This is a genomic window from Terrabacter sp. P2_E3 (genome assembly GCF_056403915.1).
In genome coordinates this window covers 240,806-256,012 of record NZ_JBFUEN010000009.1, presented here as the reverse complement: position 1 = coordinate 256,012, position 15,207 = coordinate 240,806, and the positions used below count along the sequence as shown (strand labels likewise).

Below are 15,207 nucleotides of genomic sequence, written 5' to 3'. Positions count from 1 at the left end.
CGTTCCTGCTCCGGTCCCGGTCAGGGGGCCATCGCGGCATACCCGGTGGCGTCGTGGATCGCCAGCCCGGCGTACGTCCCAGAGGCGCTCGCGCCGGAGTTCACCTGGGCCAGCTGGGCCTCCATGGCGGTGCGGGTCCAGCCGTAGAACGTCTGCTTCGTGTCGACGGCCGTCGCGCCGAGATAGTTCGTCTCCTGGCCGAGGCGCACGGGCTTGCCGAGCGCGGCGCCGGCGGCGAGCGCGGGGGTCGCGACGTCGAGCGTCCCGTCCGTGCCGGCCGCGGTGTTGCGGTAGGACATCACCGTGACGCCGGCCGTGCGCTTCATGATCTCCCGGTCGAGGGTCGAGGCCGCCCCCGTGGAGGCGACGGCGTGGATCGTGTTGAACCAGAAGGGGATGTCGGCCTCGATGGGGTAGGTGCCGGCATTGGCCTTGAGCTTGTCGAGCAGCGTGAGGTACTTGCTGACGACGGTGGCCTGGTCGGTCCCCCAGGCGGAGGTCGAGTAGGGCTCGACGTCGACGTGGATGCCCGTGAAGAGGCCCGAGCTCTTGGCCGGCTTGAGCCAGTAGGTGACGACCCACGTCGGGTTGTCGACCCAGCCGGGGTCGCCCCCGAGCGCGTCCACCCGGATGCCGGCAGCGCGGGCCCGGTCGCTCAGCGCCTTGATGTTCGGCAGCTGGCTCGAGGTGGTGAGGTTCGGCGGGACGGCGACGAAGAGCTGGTCGATGCCGGCGCTCACGGCGAGGTCGACGGTGGCCGCAGGGGTGCTCGTGTCCCACACCCACATGGCCCGAGTGTCCTGGGCCGCGGACGCGACGGCGGTCACCGTCCCGGCCTGGGGCGCTGCCGCGGCGACGGGAGCCATGGCGACCAGCGCGGCAGCCGAGCCCGCCAGTGCGAGAGCCGCGGCGACGAGGCGGGTGGCGCGGGCACGAGGGGTGCTGAACATGTGAGAGCTCCGGGACGAAGGGCGGGGACCAGCCCTCCGAATTGTCCGGATTGCTCAAGACTCGCGCAGGCGTTTCGCAAGATTGCCGCAAGTTTCGCAAAACACCCTCTTGCCCCCACGCCGAACCCCCCGAACCGTCAGGCAGGGTCGGCCTGGGCGCGCTCGACGAGGATCGCCAGACGCCGGAGCGCCTCCCGGTTGCGGCGGTCGAGCAGCACGTCACGGACCGGCTTCGGGACGAGCAGCGCGGGCCCCTTCGTCGCGTCCTCCTCCATCGTCACCTCGGTGTCGGCCCCGCTCGCGCGGCAGGTGATCCGCACGACGCCCTCACCGGACGGCCACGCACGCACCGTCAGCTCGAGCAGGTCTGGCCGCTCGCAGCGCCGCACCGTCGTCGTGTCGTCGATGAGGAGCGGCCAGGCGCCGACGGAGTGGTGGATGTGCGTCTCCGGTGCCGGCCAGCCGGGAGTCACGTCGCGCACGCGGGAGGCGCCGACGACCCACTGGCTGTAGCTCCACCCGTCGGCGAGGACGTCGAAGACCGCCTCCGGTGTGCCGTGGACGGTCCGTGTCGTGGTGCTCATGTGCGCCTCCAGGGCAGTTGGATCTTGTGGTGCCACAGGGCAGCCCGTGCGGCATTCGCGCCACACGCACCGTGGACGCCGCCGCCCGGGTGGGCCGAGGCGGACGCGAGGTAGAGGCCCTTGACCGGTGTCTCGGCACGTCCGGAGCCGGCGACGGGCCGGAAGACGAGCTGCTGCTGGAGTCCCGCAGTGCCGCCGTTGATGGCTCCCCCGACGAGGTTGGCGTCGCGGGCCTCGAGCTCGCGCGGGCCGAGGACCCGTCTCGCCGTGATGCGGTCACGGAACCCGGGTGCCCGGTCCTCGATGCGCTGCTCGATGCGTTCGGCCATCGCCTCGAGGTCACCCTCGTCCCACGTGCCGCGCACCTCGCGGACCGTCGGCCGGCCGGCTGCCGCATCACCCCGAACCCGTTGGGGCACATGGGTGTACGCCCAGAGAGCCTCTCCCCCGGTCGGCACTCTCGAGGCGTCGGCGACGCCCATCTGGCCGACGAGGAGGAAGGGCTTGTCGGGCACGAGCCCGGCAGCCACCTGTCCCCCGGTCAGCGTCATCTCGTCCATCGAGTCCGCGACGTGGACCGTGCCGGGAGCCGCAGCAGGTGCGCCCTGCCACGGGACCGGTCCGTCGAGCGCCCAGTCGACCTTGACGGTGGAGGGGTCCCACTCGAAACGCGCCATCCGGTGGCGCAGTCGTGACGGCAGGACACCCCACGGCACGAGCCCCCCGTAGAGGGCGGGCGCCGACACGTCGGCGAGGACGGCGCGGCGTACGTGGATCTCGCGCGACGCGGTCCGCACCGCGACCGCGCGACCGCCCTGAACGCGTACGCCCTCGGCTCGCTCGCCGAGGCAGAGCTCGCCTCCCTGCGACTCGAGCCGACCCACCATGGCCGTCGCCAGGCGGCCGGCCCCGCCGCGTGGGACGGGGAAGCCGACGGACTGGCCCAGCAGCGCGAGGAGCAGGCCCATGGCCGCCGAACCCGGCGACTCGAGACCGATGTCGGCGTGTCCGGCGTTGCCGGCCACGAGCATCCGTGCCGCCTCCCCGCGGAAGAGCCGCTCGGTCAGGCTGCGGGCCGGCATCGTCATCTCGCGCAGCAGCTCCAGGCCGCCCGGTCGGAGCACCTGACGGGCCAGACCCGCGCCGCCGCGCACGGGTGGGAAGGGGCTGAGGAGTCCACGCAGCACGTCGTCGCCGACGCGGTCCCACGTCTCGCAGAGGGCCAGCCACGCCTCGCCGTCGCCGGGTGCGTCCTCGTCGAGCGCCGAGGCGGTGGCCGCCCGGTCCCGGTGCAGCACCCCCCACCGGCCGTCACCGAAGGAGTGGCCGAGGACGGACGGGGCGTGCGACCACTCGAGCCCGTGCTCCTCGAGACGGAGCCCGCGGATCGTCGGCGACGCAGCGGCCAGGGGGTAGAAGGAGCTGAAGGTGTCGTGCACGTGCCCGGGCGCGACGGCGTCGTCGCTGGACACCGCTCCCCCCGGCCGGTCCTGCTCCTCGAGCACGACGACCGACCATCCGGCGTCGACGAGGAGGTTGGCCGCCACGAGCCCGTTGGGTCCACTGCCGATGACCACTGCATCCGTCGTCGTCACGCTGCCCCTTCGTCCGCCTCCTGCTCGTCGTACCCCGTGCAGGGCTGTACGAACCCAGTCGTACCCCGTGCAGGGCTGTACGAACCCAAGGGCGGCGGCCCGGATGCGTGGGCACGTGGGTAAGACAGAGATGGACGTCCCGGGGCCGAACCCTCGTCTGCAGCACCCGACCTCGAGGACGACGTGCTCGAGTCGTACGAGGAGCACCACGTCGCGGACGTGCTCTGCATGGAGCTCGCGGCGATGGACGCGACGGACGAGCGGTTCGACGCCAAGACGACAGTGCTCATCGAGAACGTCGAGCACCACATGGCCGAGGAGGAGCAGGACTGGTTCCCGAAGGTCCGCGCGGGCCTCGGGCGCAAGCAGCTGCAGGAGCTCGGTGAGGAGCTGCTCGCAGCGCGGAAGAAGGCGCCGCGCCGTCCCGAACAGCCCAGTGCGATGAAGAAGGCCATCGACGCGGTCGTCTCCTGAGCCGGCTGTCTGCCTGACGAGGTCAGTCGATCTCGTCCGGCACCCGTCCCTCAGCCAAGAGAGCTTGCGATCTCATGCCGACCGGGTGAGGACGGTCTACGGCGGACCGGGCGACGATGAGGCATCGCCAAGCCCGGGAGGACGCATGACCAGCTCGCCCATCACCGCTCCGACCCGCCCGCACGGTTGGAGGTACGGGACCGTGCTCTTCGCGGGAACCGTGTTGCTCATCTCCGGCATCCTCGAGTTCCTCCGTGGGCTGTCGGCACTCTTCGACAACACGCTCTACGTCAACACGCCCCGGTACATCTTCGCCTTCGACACCACGGCCTGGGGCTGGATCCACCTCGTCTGGGGCATCGTCCTCGTCGTGGTCGGAGGACTGATCCTCGCCGAGCGGCCCATCGGCCGGATCCTCGGTCTGGTCCCCGTGTCGCTCGCGATGGTCCTCAACTTCGCCTCGATACCGGTCTATCCGTTCTGGTCCATCGTGCTGCTGACGCTCAACGCCCTCGTCATCTGGGCGCTGTGCACCGCCGGGTTCGCCGACGACGTCGGCTACTGACGCCGGCCCGCGCTCGTCGCCCCTCGGGTCCTGACACTGACGGTCGTCGCGGCGGTGCCGGCCGCCCCGGACGCGTACACTCGGGGTGGTAGGCGAGTCCCTGGACCCCGGTCGCGTCCCTCCCGTGAACGTGACGTCGTGCGTCGTCCGGCACCGCCGTCTCCGCGCCGGTCACTCCTCACATGCCCGTGCACCCCCGTGCCGTTCTCGCGAACGCCCGGAGCCACGGGAAACACCGTGGCCCAAGGAGATCGATCGCCGTGACCAGCACCCACCATGACCAGACCACCGGGAGCTCGTTCACGGCGCTCACCCGCCAGGTGCACGACCTCGGGCTGATGCGTCGGCGGTACGCCTACTACTGGACCAGACTCGTCGGCGCCGTCGTGGCGATGGCGGGGTGGGTGCTCATCGTCGTGTGGATCGGTGACAGCTGGTGGCAGCTCGCGCCCGCTGCGGTCCTCGCGGTGCTGATGACCCAGATCGCCTTCCTCGGCCACGACGCCGCGCACCGCCAGATGTTCCGTTCCGGACGCCTCAACGACTGGGTCAGCCTCGTCGTGGCCAACCTGCTCGTCGGCATCAGCTACGGCTGGTGGCAGAGCAAGCACACCCGTCACCACGGCAACCCCAACAAGGTCGGCTACGACCCCGACATCGCGCCGGGGGTGCTCGCCTTCACCCCCGAGCAGGCCCACCGCTCCCATCGACCACTGGTGCGCTGGCTCGTGGCCCACCAGGGCTGGTACTTCTTCCCGCTGCTGCTGCTCGAAGGACTGTCGCTGCACTGGGAGGGCATCCACCGGGTCGCCGGCCGTCGTCGGGTCGAGCGCCGGTGGGTCGAGCTGGCCTTCCTGACGACCCGCCTCGCGGGCCTGCCGGTGCTCCTGCTCCTCGTCATGTCGCCGGCCAAGGTCGTCGCCGTCCTCGCCGTCCAGCTCGCGCTGTTCGGCCTCTACATGGGCCTCTCCTTCGCCCCGAACCACATCGGCATGCCCCTCGTCGCGCCGGGGCTCAAGCTCGACTTCCTCAACCGCCAGGTCCTCATGAGCCGCAACATCAGTGGCGGCCGGTGGATGTCCGTGCTCCTCGGTGGGCTGAACCACCAGACCGAGCACCACCTCTTCCCGTCGATGGCGCGGCCCCACCTGCGGCGGGTGCAGCCGCTCGTCGTCGCCTACTGCGCGGCCGAGGGAGTGCGCTACACGCAGACGACGCTCTGGACGGCATACGGAAGCGTCATCAGCCACCTCAATGCCGTCGGCCTCAAGGACAACGACCCCTTCCTGTGCCCGCTCGTCGCGAGCCGACGCGCGGTGACCGTGACGGATGCCACCTGACGGTCACAGGCCGGCCAGCGGTCCGATGTCGAGACACGCGGGCCGGCCCCGTCCCTCCCGTGACGGGCAGCCACCCCGGAGGCCCACCTGAACACGGAGGTCGACCCGTGCAACCGAACGAGATCACCGAGGTCCTGAACCGGCCCGGGAGCCAGCAGATGCTTGCGCGTGACGTGGCCCGCCTGGCCTATGTCGCTACGGACGGCACACCGCGCGTCATCCCGATCGCCTTCACCTGGAACGGGACCCAGGTGGTCATGTGCACCACGAAGAACTCCCCGAAGCTGCCTGCCCTGCGTCGCGACCCCGTGGTCGCGCTCACCATCGACACCGAGGTGCACCCGCCGACGATGCTGCTCGTCCGCGGCACGGCCGAGCTCGATGTCGTCGACGGCATCCCGGAGGAGTATCTCCAGATGAACGGGACCTACACGATGACGCCCGAGCAGCGGGTCGGGTGGGAGGCGGAGGTCCGCTCGCTCTACGACGGGATGGTCCGGATCGTCGTGACCCCGACGTGGGCGAAGCTCATCGACTTCGAGACGACGCTGCCGAGCGCCGTCGAGGAGCTGGTCCTGGAGCGCGAGCGCCGGCAACGCGCCTGAGTCCGTGCCTTCCCGGTCGGGGACCGTCCGGATCCGGTGGCACGGTCGGGTCATGACCACAGCGACGAGTCCCGGGGTTCTCACCGATCCGCGCCCGATCACCGATCTCATCCCCTCCGTGGCGGCGGAGTGCCGCCGCGTCCTCGACGCCGCCGTCGACCGCAAGTGGAGTATGCCGGCCGGTGACCTCGAGTGGTCGTGCCGGCGCACCGCGGCGCACGTGGCCGACGTGCTCTTCTCGTATGCCGGCCAGGTCGTCGCGCAGCCGGACGCGGCCTACCTGCCGATGGAGCTCGTGGTCGAGGACGCCGCGACGCCCGACCGTCTCGTCGCCTCGGTCGTCACGTGCGCGGAGCTGCTCCACCTGGCCTGCCGGGCCGCGCCGGCCGGGCTGCGGGCCTGGCACCCGGCCGGCGTCGCGGACGCGGAGGGCTTCGCGGCCATGGGCGTCGTCGAGGTGCTCGTGCACACCCACGACGTCACCCGCGGGCTGGGGCTCGAGTGGGTGCCGCCTCAGGAGCTCACGGCCGGCGCGCTGGCGCGACTCTTCCCGCAGGCACCTGGCGGGGACCCGACGGAGGTCCTGCTCTGGTGCTGCGGTCGCGGCGCCCTCGCGGACCGGCCCCGCCTCGAGACGTGGCGCTGGGACCCGACGGTGCGAAGCTGAGTCGCTCGAGTCGCTCGAGTCGCCGACCGCGCCGCAGGTGGACCCTAGGGCCGGGCGCAGCACAGAGCCCCCGCTCAGGTGGGCGAGCGGGGGCTCTGTTCGGTGCTGCCCGTCCCCGACGGGCCAGCCTGGGGTACCCCTCCACGAACACCCGAGGCTGTTGCCAGGACGCCCGGGGGCGTCCCTTCCCCCTGTAGACGATCGGCCTGCGTTTTCATGACACGGTTTTTCAGCAGATCTCCCGGACCGCGCGACGTCGGGCCACGAGGTCATCGCATGTTGCCCGTATGACCCAGCGAGAAGCGGCCCGGTTGCGGCCAGACGAGCAGGCCGTGCGGCCCCGGTCGCACCCGGATGCGGTGGGTGACACGGCCCGTCACGGTGTCGAGGACGTAGACGCAGGAGTCGTAGCGACCGGAGAACCACAGCTCGCTCCCGTCGGCCGTCACCCCTCCCATGTCGGGGGATCCCCCGCCGGGGATCCGCCACGTAGCGAGCCGGCGCAGGGTGCCGCCGTCGAGGACGCTGACGCTCCCCTCACCCCGGTTGCTCACGAAGACGCGTCGCGCGTCCCGGGCGGGATAGATGCCGTGCGCGCCCAGGCCCGTCCTGACGAACCGCGTCACGTGGAAGGTCGTCGCGTCGAGGACCCAGATGCCGTTGCGCAGCATGTCGGCGACGAGGAAGGACCGGCCGTCCGGAGAGAGACGCACGTCCTGGGGCATCGACGTCGCGCCCGACGCGAGCATGGCCGCGGGACCGCCCATCGACCGGGCATCGGCCGGGCGGGTCGCTCCCGGGGTCCGGACGTGGTTCAGGTCGACGATCCGGACGACCCGGGTGGCGGACGCGTCGAGCTCGGCGAGGTCACCGCTGAACTCGCAGCTGACGAGCATCCTCGTCAGGTCGGCCGTGAAGTCGGCGTGGTTGAGCCCAGCGCACGGCACCGGCAGGGAACGCCGCAGGGCCATGGTGCGAGCGTCACGGACGTCCACCCGACGGAGCCGCTCGGCCATGACGAGCGCGCTCCTCCCGTCGGGGGTGAAGTAGAGGTTGTAGGGGTCGCGCACCGGGACGGGGGTGCCGACGGCACCGGTGCGCGGGTCGATGGGCGTCAGGGCGTTGCCCGCGTCGCTGTTGACCCAGAGGCGACGCAGGTCCGCGGACGGCACGACGTGCTCGGGCGAACGCGGCACGCGTCGGGTGGCGATGACGGCATACGTCCTCGGGTCGATGACCTGCACCGTCCCGGCGAGCTGCTCGGGCACGTAGACGAGCGGACGCGCCCGGCGGGCCTCCGCGGCGAGTCTCCCCGCGCCGGTGAACGCATACGGCTGCATCGTCCCGGCGTCCCGCGGCGTGGTCCCCGACGGACGCACCGAGGGTGACCCCGAGGAGGTCGGCGCAGGGGCCGTCGGGCCCGGTCCGAGGGCGGCGACGACCCGCGACGACGAACTCGGCGCACCGGCCGCGGCGGTCCGGGACGTCGAGCAGTCGGCCAGCAGCGCGCTCGTCGTGACCGTGAGGGCCAGCAGGACCACGACGCCGCGAAGCGTCCCACGGCGACACGAGCGCGGGACGCGCTCACGCCAGGAGCTCGTTGACCGTGACCGCCCGGAGGCCACGGGCACGCATTCCGGCGAGGATGCCGGGCAGTGCGGCCACGGTGCCGGCGTGACCGAGGTGGAGGCTGACGATGCTCCCGGCCCGGACGTCGGCGAGCGTCCGCTCGCGCACGGCGGCCGTCCCGGGGTCGAGGTAGTCCTGGGGGTCGACGTCGTAGGAGATGCAGCGGGCGTAGCCGCAGGCGCGCGCGGCCGCCCGGATCACGGCGGTGCTCGTCGGAGTCCCCGACGGCCGGAAGAGCAGCCCGGCCGAGCCGCGCACGAGAGCCACCTCGGCCGCCCCCCGGCTCACCTCGGCGTCGGCCTCGGCGGCGGTGAGCCTGCGCATGGGTCGGTGGCTCCACGTGTGGTTGCCCAGGTCGTGGCCTCCCGCGAGGACCGCGCGGCCCAGCGCCGGGTTGGCATGGAGCCACTGGCCCACGGCGAACACGGTGACCCGGGCCCCGTGGGCGCGGGCGATGTCGAGGACGGTCGCCGTCAGGGAGGCAGGTCCGGCGCCGTGGAAGGTCAGGGCGACCTCGTGCCGGCCGGACGAGCCCGACCGGATGTCGGGGCCGACGGACCCGAGGACCGTGTCGGCCTCGGTCGACGTGGTGCGAGCCGGCGATGGCCCGGTCGCCACCGGAGGTGCCGAGCCGGGGACGCCGGACGTCGGCGCGGGTGAGCGGGTCGCCCGGAGCGTTCCCTGCGCCGCGGGCGGCGGGGTCTTCGGGGTCGGCGAGCACGCGGCGACGCCGGCCGACCCCAGAGCGCCGGCGGCCGCGGCAAGCACGGCTCTCCGAGAGGTGCCACGGCGGGAGGCAGGCACCCGGTCGGGCCGGTCGGGGGCCGGCTCCTGTGGAGTCACGCGTCCCTCCCTTCCGGCTCACCGGGGCGAGGACGCAGCCGAGTTCGCAGCCACGGCATGGCGGGTGCGGCGAGGGCCGTCACCACGAGGACGGATGCGCCGGCGAAGACGACCGAGGCGACCACGTCGGTGAGGTAGTGGGCCCCGAGGTAGAGCCGCGAGAGGGCGACGACGGCCACGATGGGCAGGCCGACGACAAGGGCGACCCGGGTGGAGCGACCGGTCAGGACCAGTGCCGCCACGACCGCGAAGACCGTCGCCGCGGCGAACGCGGTGTCTCTGATCGGGTAGCTGTCGGCGGCGGTCTCCGCGACGAGGGCGTGGACGGCGGCGGCCGGGGGCCGGGGCCGGTGGACGAGGACCTTGCCGATCTCGACGGACAGCCAGCCGACGACCGTCAGGACCCCGATGGTCACGGCGGCGAACCGGTCTCTCGTCCAGACGAGTCCGCAGCCCACGAGCAGCAGGACCGGTGCGACGCGCGTGCCGAGGCCGACGTCGACGACCTGGGCGGCCGCGGTCAGCAGACGGTCGCGGTGCCCTGAGAGGAGCACGTCCAGCCCCAGCTCGCCGGTGCGGGAGGCGCCGGCAGCCGTCACCGCGAAGCCGAGGGCGAGACCGACGCCGAGGAGCGCGATCCCCCAGACCACCCAGGCCCGCCGACGCGCCCGCCGGCGCTTCGCCGAGGCCGGCTCGGAGGTCACGACGGTGGTCATGCGGACCGTCCGCTCGCCCGGGCGGGAGCCGCGTATGCCGTCACGAGCGGCGTCGGGTCCGTGGCCGGGTCCGTGGCCGGGTCCGTGGCCGGGCTCGTGTCGGCGCTCGTGTCGGGGCTCGTCGGCGGGCTCGGGTCCAGGAGTCTGAGGTCGTCGAGGACGAGCGCCACCGGGGTGCGCTGTGACCCCTGGCCCAAGGGGTTGTCGGCGAACATCTGCTCCATCCGGGTCCGGTCGCCCGCGGCGTCGGTCCCGAGGACGTTGCAGCCGAGGTCGTTCGCGTCGATGACGACGGTGCCACCGAAGGTGTCGGCAAGGCCCTCGGGCAGTGCGGCGCGGATCGCCGCCGAGATGGTCGCAGACACGCGGTCGGGATCCTCGGGGGCGAGCTTGGCCGACAGGTTGGCCGGGTGGACCGAGTACTCGGTGGGCCCGTCGATGGCGCGCACGTCGCCCCCGACGACGGTGTAGAAGAGACCCCGCCGTCCGACGAGCTTTCCCGCGGCGCCCGCGGCCGCGGCGAGCAACACCCGCGGGAGACCCGCCTCGTCGATCGCCAGCTGCATCGTGAACGGTGACCCTAGACCGATGCCCGCGGGGGTCCGCGTCACGTGACGGCTCAGCACGCGCGCGGCTCGGCTGACGGGGATGTCCCAGATGAAGAACGAGCGGTGCTGGGTGATCGCGACGACCTTCTCCGAGACGAAGACGTGCCAGCGGCTGAACCCCGATCCCGCGACGGACCGGCCGTCACCGAGCGCGTCCACGTGCGCGCGGACCCGGTCCACGACGAGGGCCACGAGGTCGTCGGTGTCCGCCACCTGCGGGGTGCGCACCGGGAGGCGACGGACCCGTGTGCCGTCGGGCAGCTCGATGTCGAGGTCCTTCCCCTCGTTGGTGGCGGGGGCGGTCAGGGAGCCTGCCCCACGGACCGCTCCGCCCGTGGGGCCGGCCGCGCCCGACCTCGCGTCGTCGGCCGGGTCGGACCGGGCGTCGGACCTGTCGTCGGTGGCGGGTTCGGCTGGCGCGTCGAAGAACTCTCGAAGCCAGAGCTCGACGTTGAGGATGCGCCAGAAAGCCATGGAGTCGAGCGAGCCCCGGCCGCTCAGCCACTGCTCGAAGGCGTTGAGGACCTCGGTCCGGTCGAAGTAGGGGCGGCTCGCGAACGACTCGGAGAGGAACACCCGGTAGATGAACTCGCGCTGTTCGTGGAACCACTCGTTCTGCGGGGTCGTGAAGCCGATCTTGTTGCGCCGTCGGGTGATCGAGGCCGGAAGGACGTGCTCCTCGGCATCGCGCAGGACGTGCTTGTTCCAGCCGTCCCGGATGATCGCGTCGTCGGGCATCGCGAAGACGGTGCGCACGAGGTCGGGGTCGAGGAAGGGCACCCGGCCCTCGACGGAGAAGCGCATCGAGTTGCGGTCCTCGTAGCGCAGCAGGGCCGGCAGCGAGGCCACGAAGAGGTCGTGGACGAGGCGCTGTCGCAGGGTCGCCCCCTCCACGGCGTAGGTGTCCTCGGCGTGGACGGCCCTGAAGTCCCGTCGGAGGAGCAGGCTCACCGATCCCCCGCCCTGCAGCCGGGTCCGGAGCCGCGAGCGGACCTGGCCGGCGAGGATGTCACGGTTGGCGATGATCTCCGCGAGGCCGGCGCGTCGGTCCCGGGAGACCAGGCTGCGCAGGTGCGTGACGGTCTGGGGGACGTATCCCGCCAGCATCTCGTCCGCGCCCTGTCCGTCGAGCATCACCGTGACGTGCCGGCTCGCCTCCTTCATGACGCGGTACTGCGCGTACGGTCCGGTCGAGACGACGGGCTCCTCCTGGGTGCGCACGAAGTCGCTGAGGTCGGCGAGCAGGTCGTCGGAGGTCGGCCGGATCCGGTGCGACTGGACGGGACCCGAGCACGCGTCGATGGCGTCATCCACCCAGCGCTCCTCGTCGTTGCGGTAGCCGGGGAAGACCGCCGAGAAGGTCTGCTGCCGGGGCCCGACGGCCTCGGCCGACGTGTCGTGCGTGGTGAGCAGCCGGTCGATCCCGACGGCGATGGTCGAGCTGTCGAGCCCACCGGAGAGCGACGTTCCCACCGGCACGTCCGAGCGCAGCCGCAGCGCGATGGACTCGGTCAGCCCGTCGCGCAGGGCCGCGACCTCCTCCGCGCCCGCACCGGTCGCGGCGGGACGAGCGCGCTCGAGGTCGCGCTGCAGGGTGCCGTAGCGCCGGCGCTCGAACCCGTCAGCGCTGATCGTCGCCATCTCACCGGGCAGCAGGCGCTCGATGCCCTCGAAGAAGGTCTCGGCACCGTCGTCGTGCACCCGATGGCGCAGATAGCGGAACAGGCTGCGCTCGTTGGGCGCTCGGTCGTGGCGGCCGCTGACGAGGATGGGGCTGATCTCGCTCGCGAAGAGCCATGACCCTCCAGGGCCGCGTCGTCCTCCGTGCGCCTCCGACACCCGGCTCACATGGAGCGGCTTGATGCCGAACTGGTCGCGGGCCAGGGTCAGCGTCTGCTCGTCGCGGTCCCAGACCGCGATCGCGAACATCCCGTTGAGGCGGTCGAACGCCTCACGTCCCCACGCCGCATACGCCTGCAGGACGACCTCGGTGTCGCTGTGCGACACGAACGTGTGTGACGCCGCGGCGAGCTCGTCCCGCAGCGCGCGGTAGTTGTAGACCTCACCGTTGTACGCGAGGACGTACCTGCCGTCCGGCGTGGCCATCGGCTGCCTCCCGCCCTCGCGGTCGATGATCGACAGGCGCTGGTGGGCCAGCCCGACGGGGCCGTCGACGTGGGTACCCGAGTCGTCGGGCCCACGGTGGCGCTGGGCCGCATTCATCCGGTCCAGCAGCCCACGGTCCTCCTCGAGGCCGAAGTACCCGGCGATTCCACACATGCGCATCCCTCCGACGACGGTCGTCTGACCCGCCATCGTGCGACGACGCCGCTGAGAGGACCCTGAGGCCGGTTCTCAGCCGCTGTTCAGGCTCGCCGACCTACCCTCGGAGCCATGAGCGCCATCCGCGAACCCGCAGGCCCCGGCCTCGACGCCCGGCAGGCCTGAGGGATGCGCGTGCTCGTCGTCGAGGACGAGACGTCCCTCGCGGAGGTCGTCCGACGCGGTCTGACACGCGAAGGCTTCGTCGTCGACGTCATGCACGACGGCCAGGACGGGCTGTGGGCGGCCACCGAGTCCGCGTACGACGTCATCGTCCTCGACATCATGCTGCCCGGGCTCGACGGCTACCAGGTGATCGCACGACTGCGCGAGGCGGGCGTGTGGACGCCCGTGCTCATGCTGACCGCCGTCGACGGTGAGCACGACCAGGCCGAGGCGTTCAACCTCGGTGCGGACGACTACCTCACGAAGCCGTTCAGCTTCGTCGTGCTCGTCGCCCGGCTCAGGGCACTCATCCGACGGGGCGCCCCGGAACGTCCTGTGGTCCTCACGAACGGCTCGCTGTCGCTCGACCCGGTGCGACGGCGCGTGCTGCGACACGGATCGGAGATCGCCCTGACCCCCAAGGAGTTCGCGCTCCTGACCTTCCTCATGATGCACGCGGGTGAGGTCGTCACGAAGGCCACCATCCTCGACGCCGTGTGGGATCCGGCCTACGACGGCGACGTCAACATCGTCGAGGTCTACGTCGGCTACCTCCGCCGCAAGATCGACGCCCCGTTCGCGGAGGCGAGCATCGAGACGGTGCGGGGCGTGGGCTACCGGATGCTCGAGGCCGAGCCGGTCGCGCCGGTCGAGCCGGCCTGATCCCCGGCCCCGGACCCGCCGGTCGGTGGCTCCGGCGCCGAGGAGGGCAGCGGCAGCGTCAGCTCGAAGCAGGCGCCACCGGACGGTGACTCGCGCACCGAGAGCGTCCCGCCGTGTGCCACAGCGAGCTCCCGGGCGATGGCGAGACCGAGGCCGGCTCCCCCGGAGTGGCGTGACCGGCTCTCGTCGAGCCGCACGAAGCGCTCGAACACGCGCGCTCGGTCGGCCACGGGGATGCCGGGTCCGTCGTCCTCGACCCGCACCACGGCGCTGCCGCCACCCCGCTCGACGGTGACGTCCACGGTGCCCACCGCATGCCGGGCGGCGTTGTCGAGCAGGTTGCGCAGGACCTGCTCGAGCTGGTGCTCGTCGCCGCGGACCCGCACGGCGGCGTTCGTCAGACGGACGGCCAACGGGGTCAGCCGGCGCAGTCGCCGGACCTCACGGTCGACGAGGTCGTCGAGGTCGACGTCGCGGCGGCTCACCGTGAGCGCGTCGTCATCGGCCTGCGACAGCAGGAGCAGGTGGTCGACGAGCCGGCTCATCCGCTCGGACTCGCCACGCAGGATCGGGTCGAGCTGCTCCCACGACGTCTCGGGATCGTCGGGACTGACGACGTCGAGCGACGCCCGGATCGTCGCGAGCGGCGACCGCAGCTCGTGGCTGGCGTCGGAGACGAAGCGGCGCTGGGCGCGCTGCGAGACCTCGAGTCGGCTCAGCATCGAGTTCATCGTCACGGCCAGCTGCGCGATCTCGTCGTGGGTGGGCGGCACGGGCACGCGGTCCTGCAACCTGGAGGCGCTCGTGCGTTCGACGTGGGAGCGGATCGCCTCCACGGAGCTGAGGGCGCGCCCGACCCGCCACCACGTGATCATCGCGGTGAGGGCAACGAGGAACGGCAGGGCGACCGCCAGGAGGATGGCCGTGGTCCGGACGGCCTGCTCGCGTGCCTCCTGGGACGCCTGTGCCGCGAGGACGTACGTGTCACCACCCACCTCGACCCCGCGTGCGACCACGAGCGGGTCCCGCAGGTCGAGCGGCAGCGGGAGCGAGGAGCGACCGGTGACCACGGTCTGGCCGGCCGCAGGCCGCGCGTCGGTGACCGGCTCGGTCCGCGACGCCTTCGAGGTGTAGACCACGTGCGCCGCTCCCCCCTCGTACCCGATGACCTGGACGAGGACGTTGTCGGGACCCTCGTCGCGCTCGCTTCGCGCGAGACCGGCGGTGCCGTCGACGGACAGCACCGCGGCGTCCTCGTCGACGACGGAGGTGACGCTGTCCTGCAGCGTCTGGGTCAGTGCCCCCTGCAGCACGAGGACGAGCACGGCGCTGCCGAGGAGCAGGGCGACGGCCACCACGGCTGCGGCGGCGACCGTCGCCTGCCCCCGGACTCCCGTGGGCAGTCGGAAGCGGGCCGTCATCGGTCTCCTTCCGGTCCGAGGAGGCACGGTCGGTGCCACCACGATTCTGCCCGATCGGGC

The 15,207-nt window shown here is 72.2% G+C and carries 14 protein-coding genes; 6 read left to right on the top strand and 8 right to left on the bottom strand.

The window, feature by feature from the left end; translation table 11 throughout:
• Positions 1-20 precede the first annotated feature (20 nt).
• The 3 genes from AC1DW8_RS13645 to AC1DW8_RS13635 all read right to left on the bottom strand — a co-directional run bounded on the left by AC1DW8_RS13645 (position 21) and on the right by AC1DW8_RS13635 (position 3,129).
• Entirely contained in the window at positions 21-950 is a 930-nt protein-coding gene (locus AC1DW8_RS13645) for a hypothetical protein (protein WP_478094651.1), read from the bottom strand.
• Positions 951-1,087: 137 nt separating this feature from the next.
• Positions 1,088-1,534: an SRPBCC family protein gene (locus tag AC1DW8_RS13640; RefSeq protein ID WP_056772899.1), complete on the bottom strand. Its 447-nt coding sequence runs from the start codon at positions 1,532-1,534 to the stop codon at positions 1,088-1,090.
• Complete coding sequence (locus AC1DW8_RS13635) at positions 1,531-3,129, bottom strand: phytoene desaturase family protein (protein ID WP_478094649.1); 1,599 nt, start codon at positions 3,127-3,129, stop codon at positions 1,531-1,533. The genes AC1DW8_RS13640 and AC1DW8_RS13635 overlap by 4 nt, the downstream gene beginning before the upstream one ends.
• A gap of 183 nt (positions 3,130-3,312) precedes the next feature.
• Between AC1DW8_RS13635 and AC1DW8_RS13630 the strand changes: the two genes are divergently transcribed.
• The 5 genes from AC1DW8_RS13630 to AC1DW8_RS13610 all read left to right on the top strand — a co-directional run bounded on the left by AC1DW8_RS13630 (position 3,313) and on the right by AC1DW8_RS13610 (position 6,780).
• The gene (locus AC1DW8_RS13630) at positions 3,313-3,603 is read left to right on the top strand and encodes a hypothetical protein (RefSeq protein ID WP_478094647.1); all 291 of its coding nucleotides are present in this window, start codon (positions 3,313-3,315) and stop codon (positions 3,601-3,603) included.
• A gap of 145 nt (positions 3,604-3,748) precedes the next feature.
• Positions 3,749-4,168 carry a DUF7144 family membrane protein gene (locus tag AC1DW8_RS13625; RefSeq protein ID WP_478094644.1) on the top strand — a complete coding sequence of 140 codons (420 nt, stop codon included), beginning with the start codon at positions 3,749-3,751 and terminating at the stop codon, positions 4,166-4,168.
• A gap of 260 nt (positions 4,169-4,428) precedes the next feature.
• The gene (locus tag AC1DW8_RS13620; protein WP_478094641.1) at positions 4,429-5,508 is read left to right on the top strand and encodes a fatty acid desaturase family protein; all 1,080 of its coding nucleotides are present in this window, start codon (positions 4,429-4,431) and stop codon (positions 5,506-5,508) included.
• Positions 5,509-5,615: 107 nt separating this feature from the next.
• A complete protein-coding gene (locus AC1DW8_RS13615) occupies positions 5,616-6,113 on the top strand; it encodes a pyridoxamine 5'-phosphate oxidase family protein (RefSeq protein ID WP_478094639.1) in 498 nt (165 codons plus the stop codon).
• Between the two features lie 52 nt (positions 6,114-6,165).
• Positions 6,166-6,780: a maleylpyruvate isomerase N-terminal domain-containing protein gene (locus tag AC1DW8_RS13610; RefSeq protein WP_478094637.1), complete on the top strand. Its 615-nt coding sequence runs from the start codon at positions 6,166-6,168 to the stop codon at positions 6,778-6,780.
• Between the two features lie 269 nt (positions 6,781-7,049).
• Here the strand turns inward: AC1DW8_RS13610 and AC1DW8_RS13605 are convergent, their stop codons facing one another.
• Genes AC1DW8_RS13605 through asnB form a run of 4 tightly spaced genes read right to left on the bottom strand, consistent with a single transcriptional unit; the run spans position 7,050 to position 12,856 of the window.
• Positions 7,050-8,321 (bottom strand): YncE family protein, encoded by a 1,272-nt coding sequence (locus tag AC1DW8_RS13605; RefSeq protein WP_478094634.1) that lies wholly within the window; start codon positions 8,319-8,321, stop codon positions 7,050-7,052.
• 43 nt (positions 8,322-8,364) lie between these two features.
• A complete protein-coding gene (locus AC1DW8_RS13600; RefSeq protein WP_478094632.1) occupies positions 8,365-9,252 on the bottom strand; it encodes a polysaccharide deacetylase family protein in 888 nt (295 codons plus the stop codon).
• Complete coding sequence (locus tag AC1DW8_RS13595) at positions 9,249-9,968, bottom strand: phosphatase PAP2 family protein (protein WP_478094630.1); 720 nt, start codon at positions 9,966-9,968, stop codon at positions 9,249-9,251. The genes AC1DW8_RS13600 and AC1DW8_RS13595 overlap by 4 nt, the downstream gene beginning before the upstream one ends.
• Complete coding sequence (gene asnB, locus AC1DW8_RS13590) at positions 9,965-12,856, bottom strand: asparagine synthase (glutamine-hydrolyzing) (RefSeq protein ID WP_478094628.1); 2,892 nt, start codon at positions 12,854-12,856, stop codon at positions 9,965-9,967. Before asnB ends, AC1DW8_RS13595 begins: the two co-directional genes overlap by 4 nt.
• A gap of 171 nt (positions 12,857-13,027) precedes the next feature.
• Here asnB and AC1DW8_RS13585 point away from each other — a divergent pair, with 171 nt between their 5' ends.
• Complete coding sequence (locus tag AC1DW8_RS13585; protein WP_056772865.1) at positions 13,028-13,726, top strand: response regulator transcription factor; 699 nt, start codon at positions 13,028-13,030, stop codon at positions 13,724-13,726.
• Here the strand turns inward: AC1DW8_RS13585 and AC1DW8_RS13580 are convergent.
• Positions 13,678-15,147 (bottom strand): sensor histidine kinase, encoded by a 1,470-nt coding sequence (locus AC1DW8_RS13580; RefSeq protein WP_478094626.1) that lies wholly within the window; start codon positions 15,145-15,147, stop codon positions 13,678-13,680. The two genes, AC1DW8_RS13585 and AC1DW8_RS13580, sit on opposite strands and share 49 nt — an antisense overlap.
• Positions 15,148-15,207: the final 60 nt, after the last annotated feature.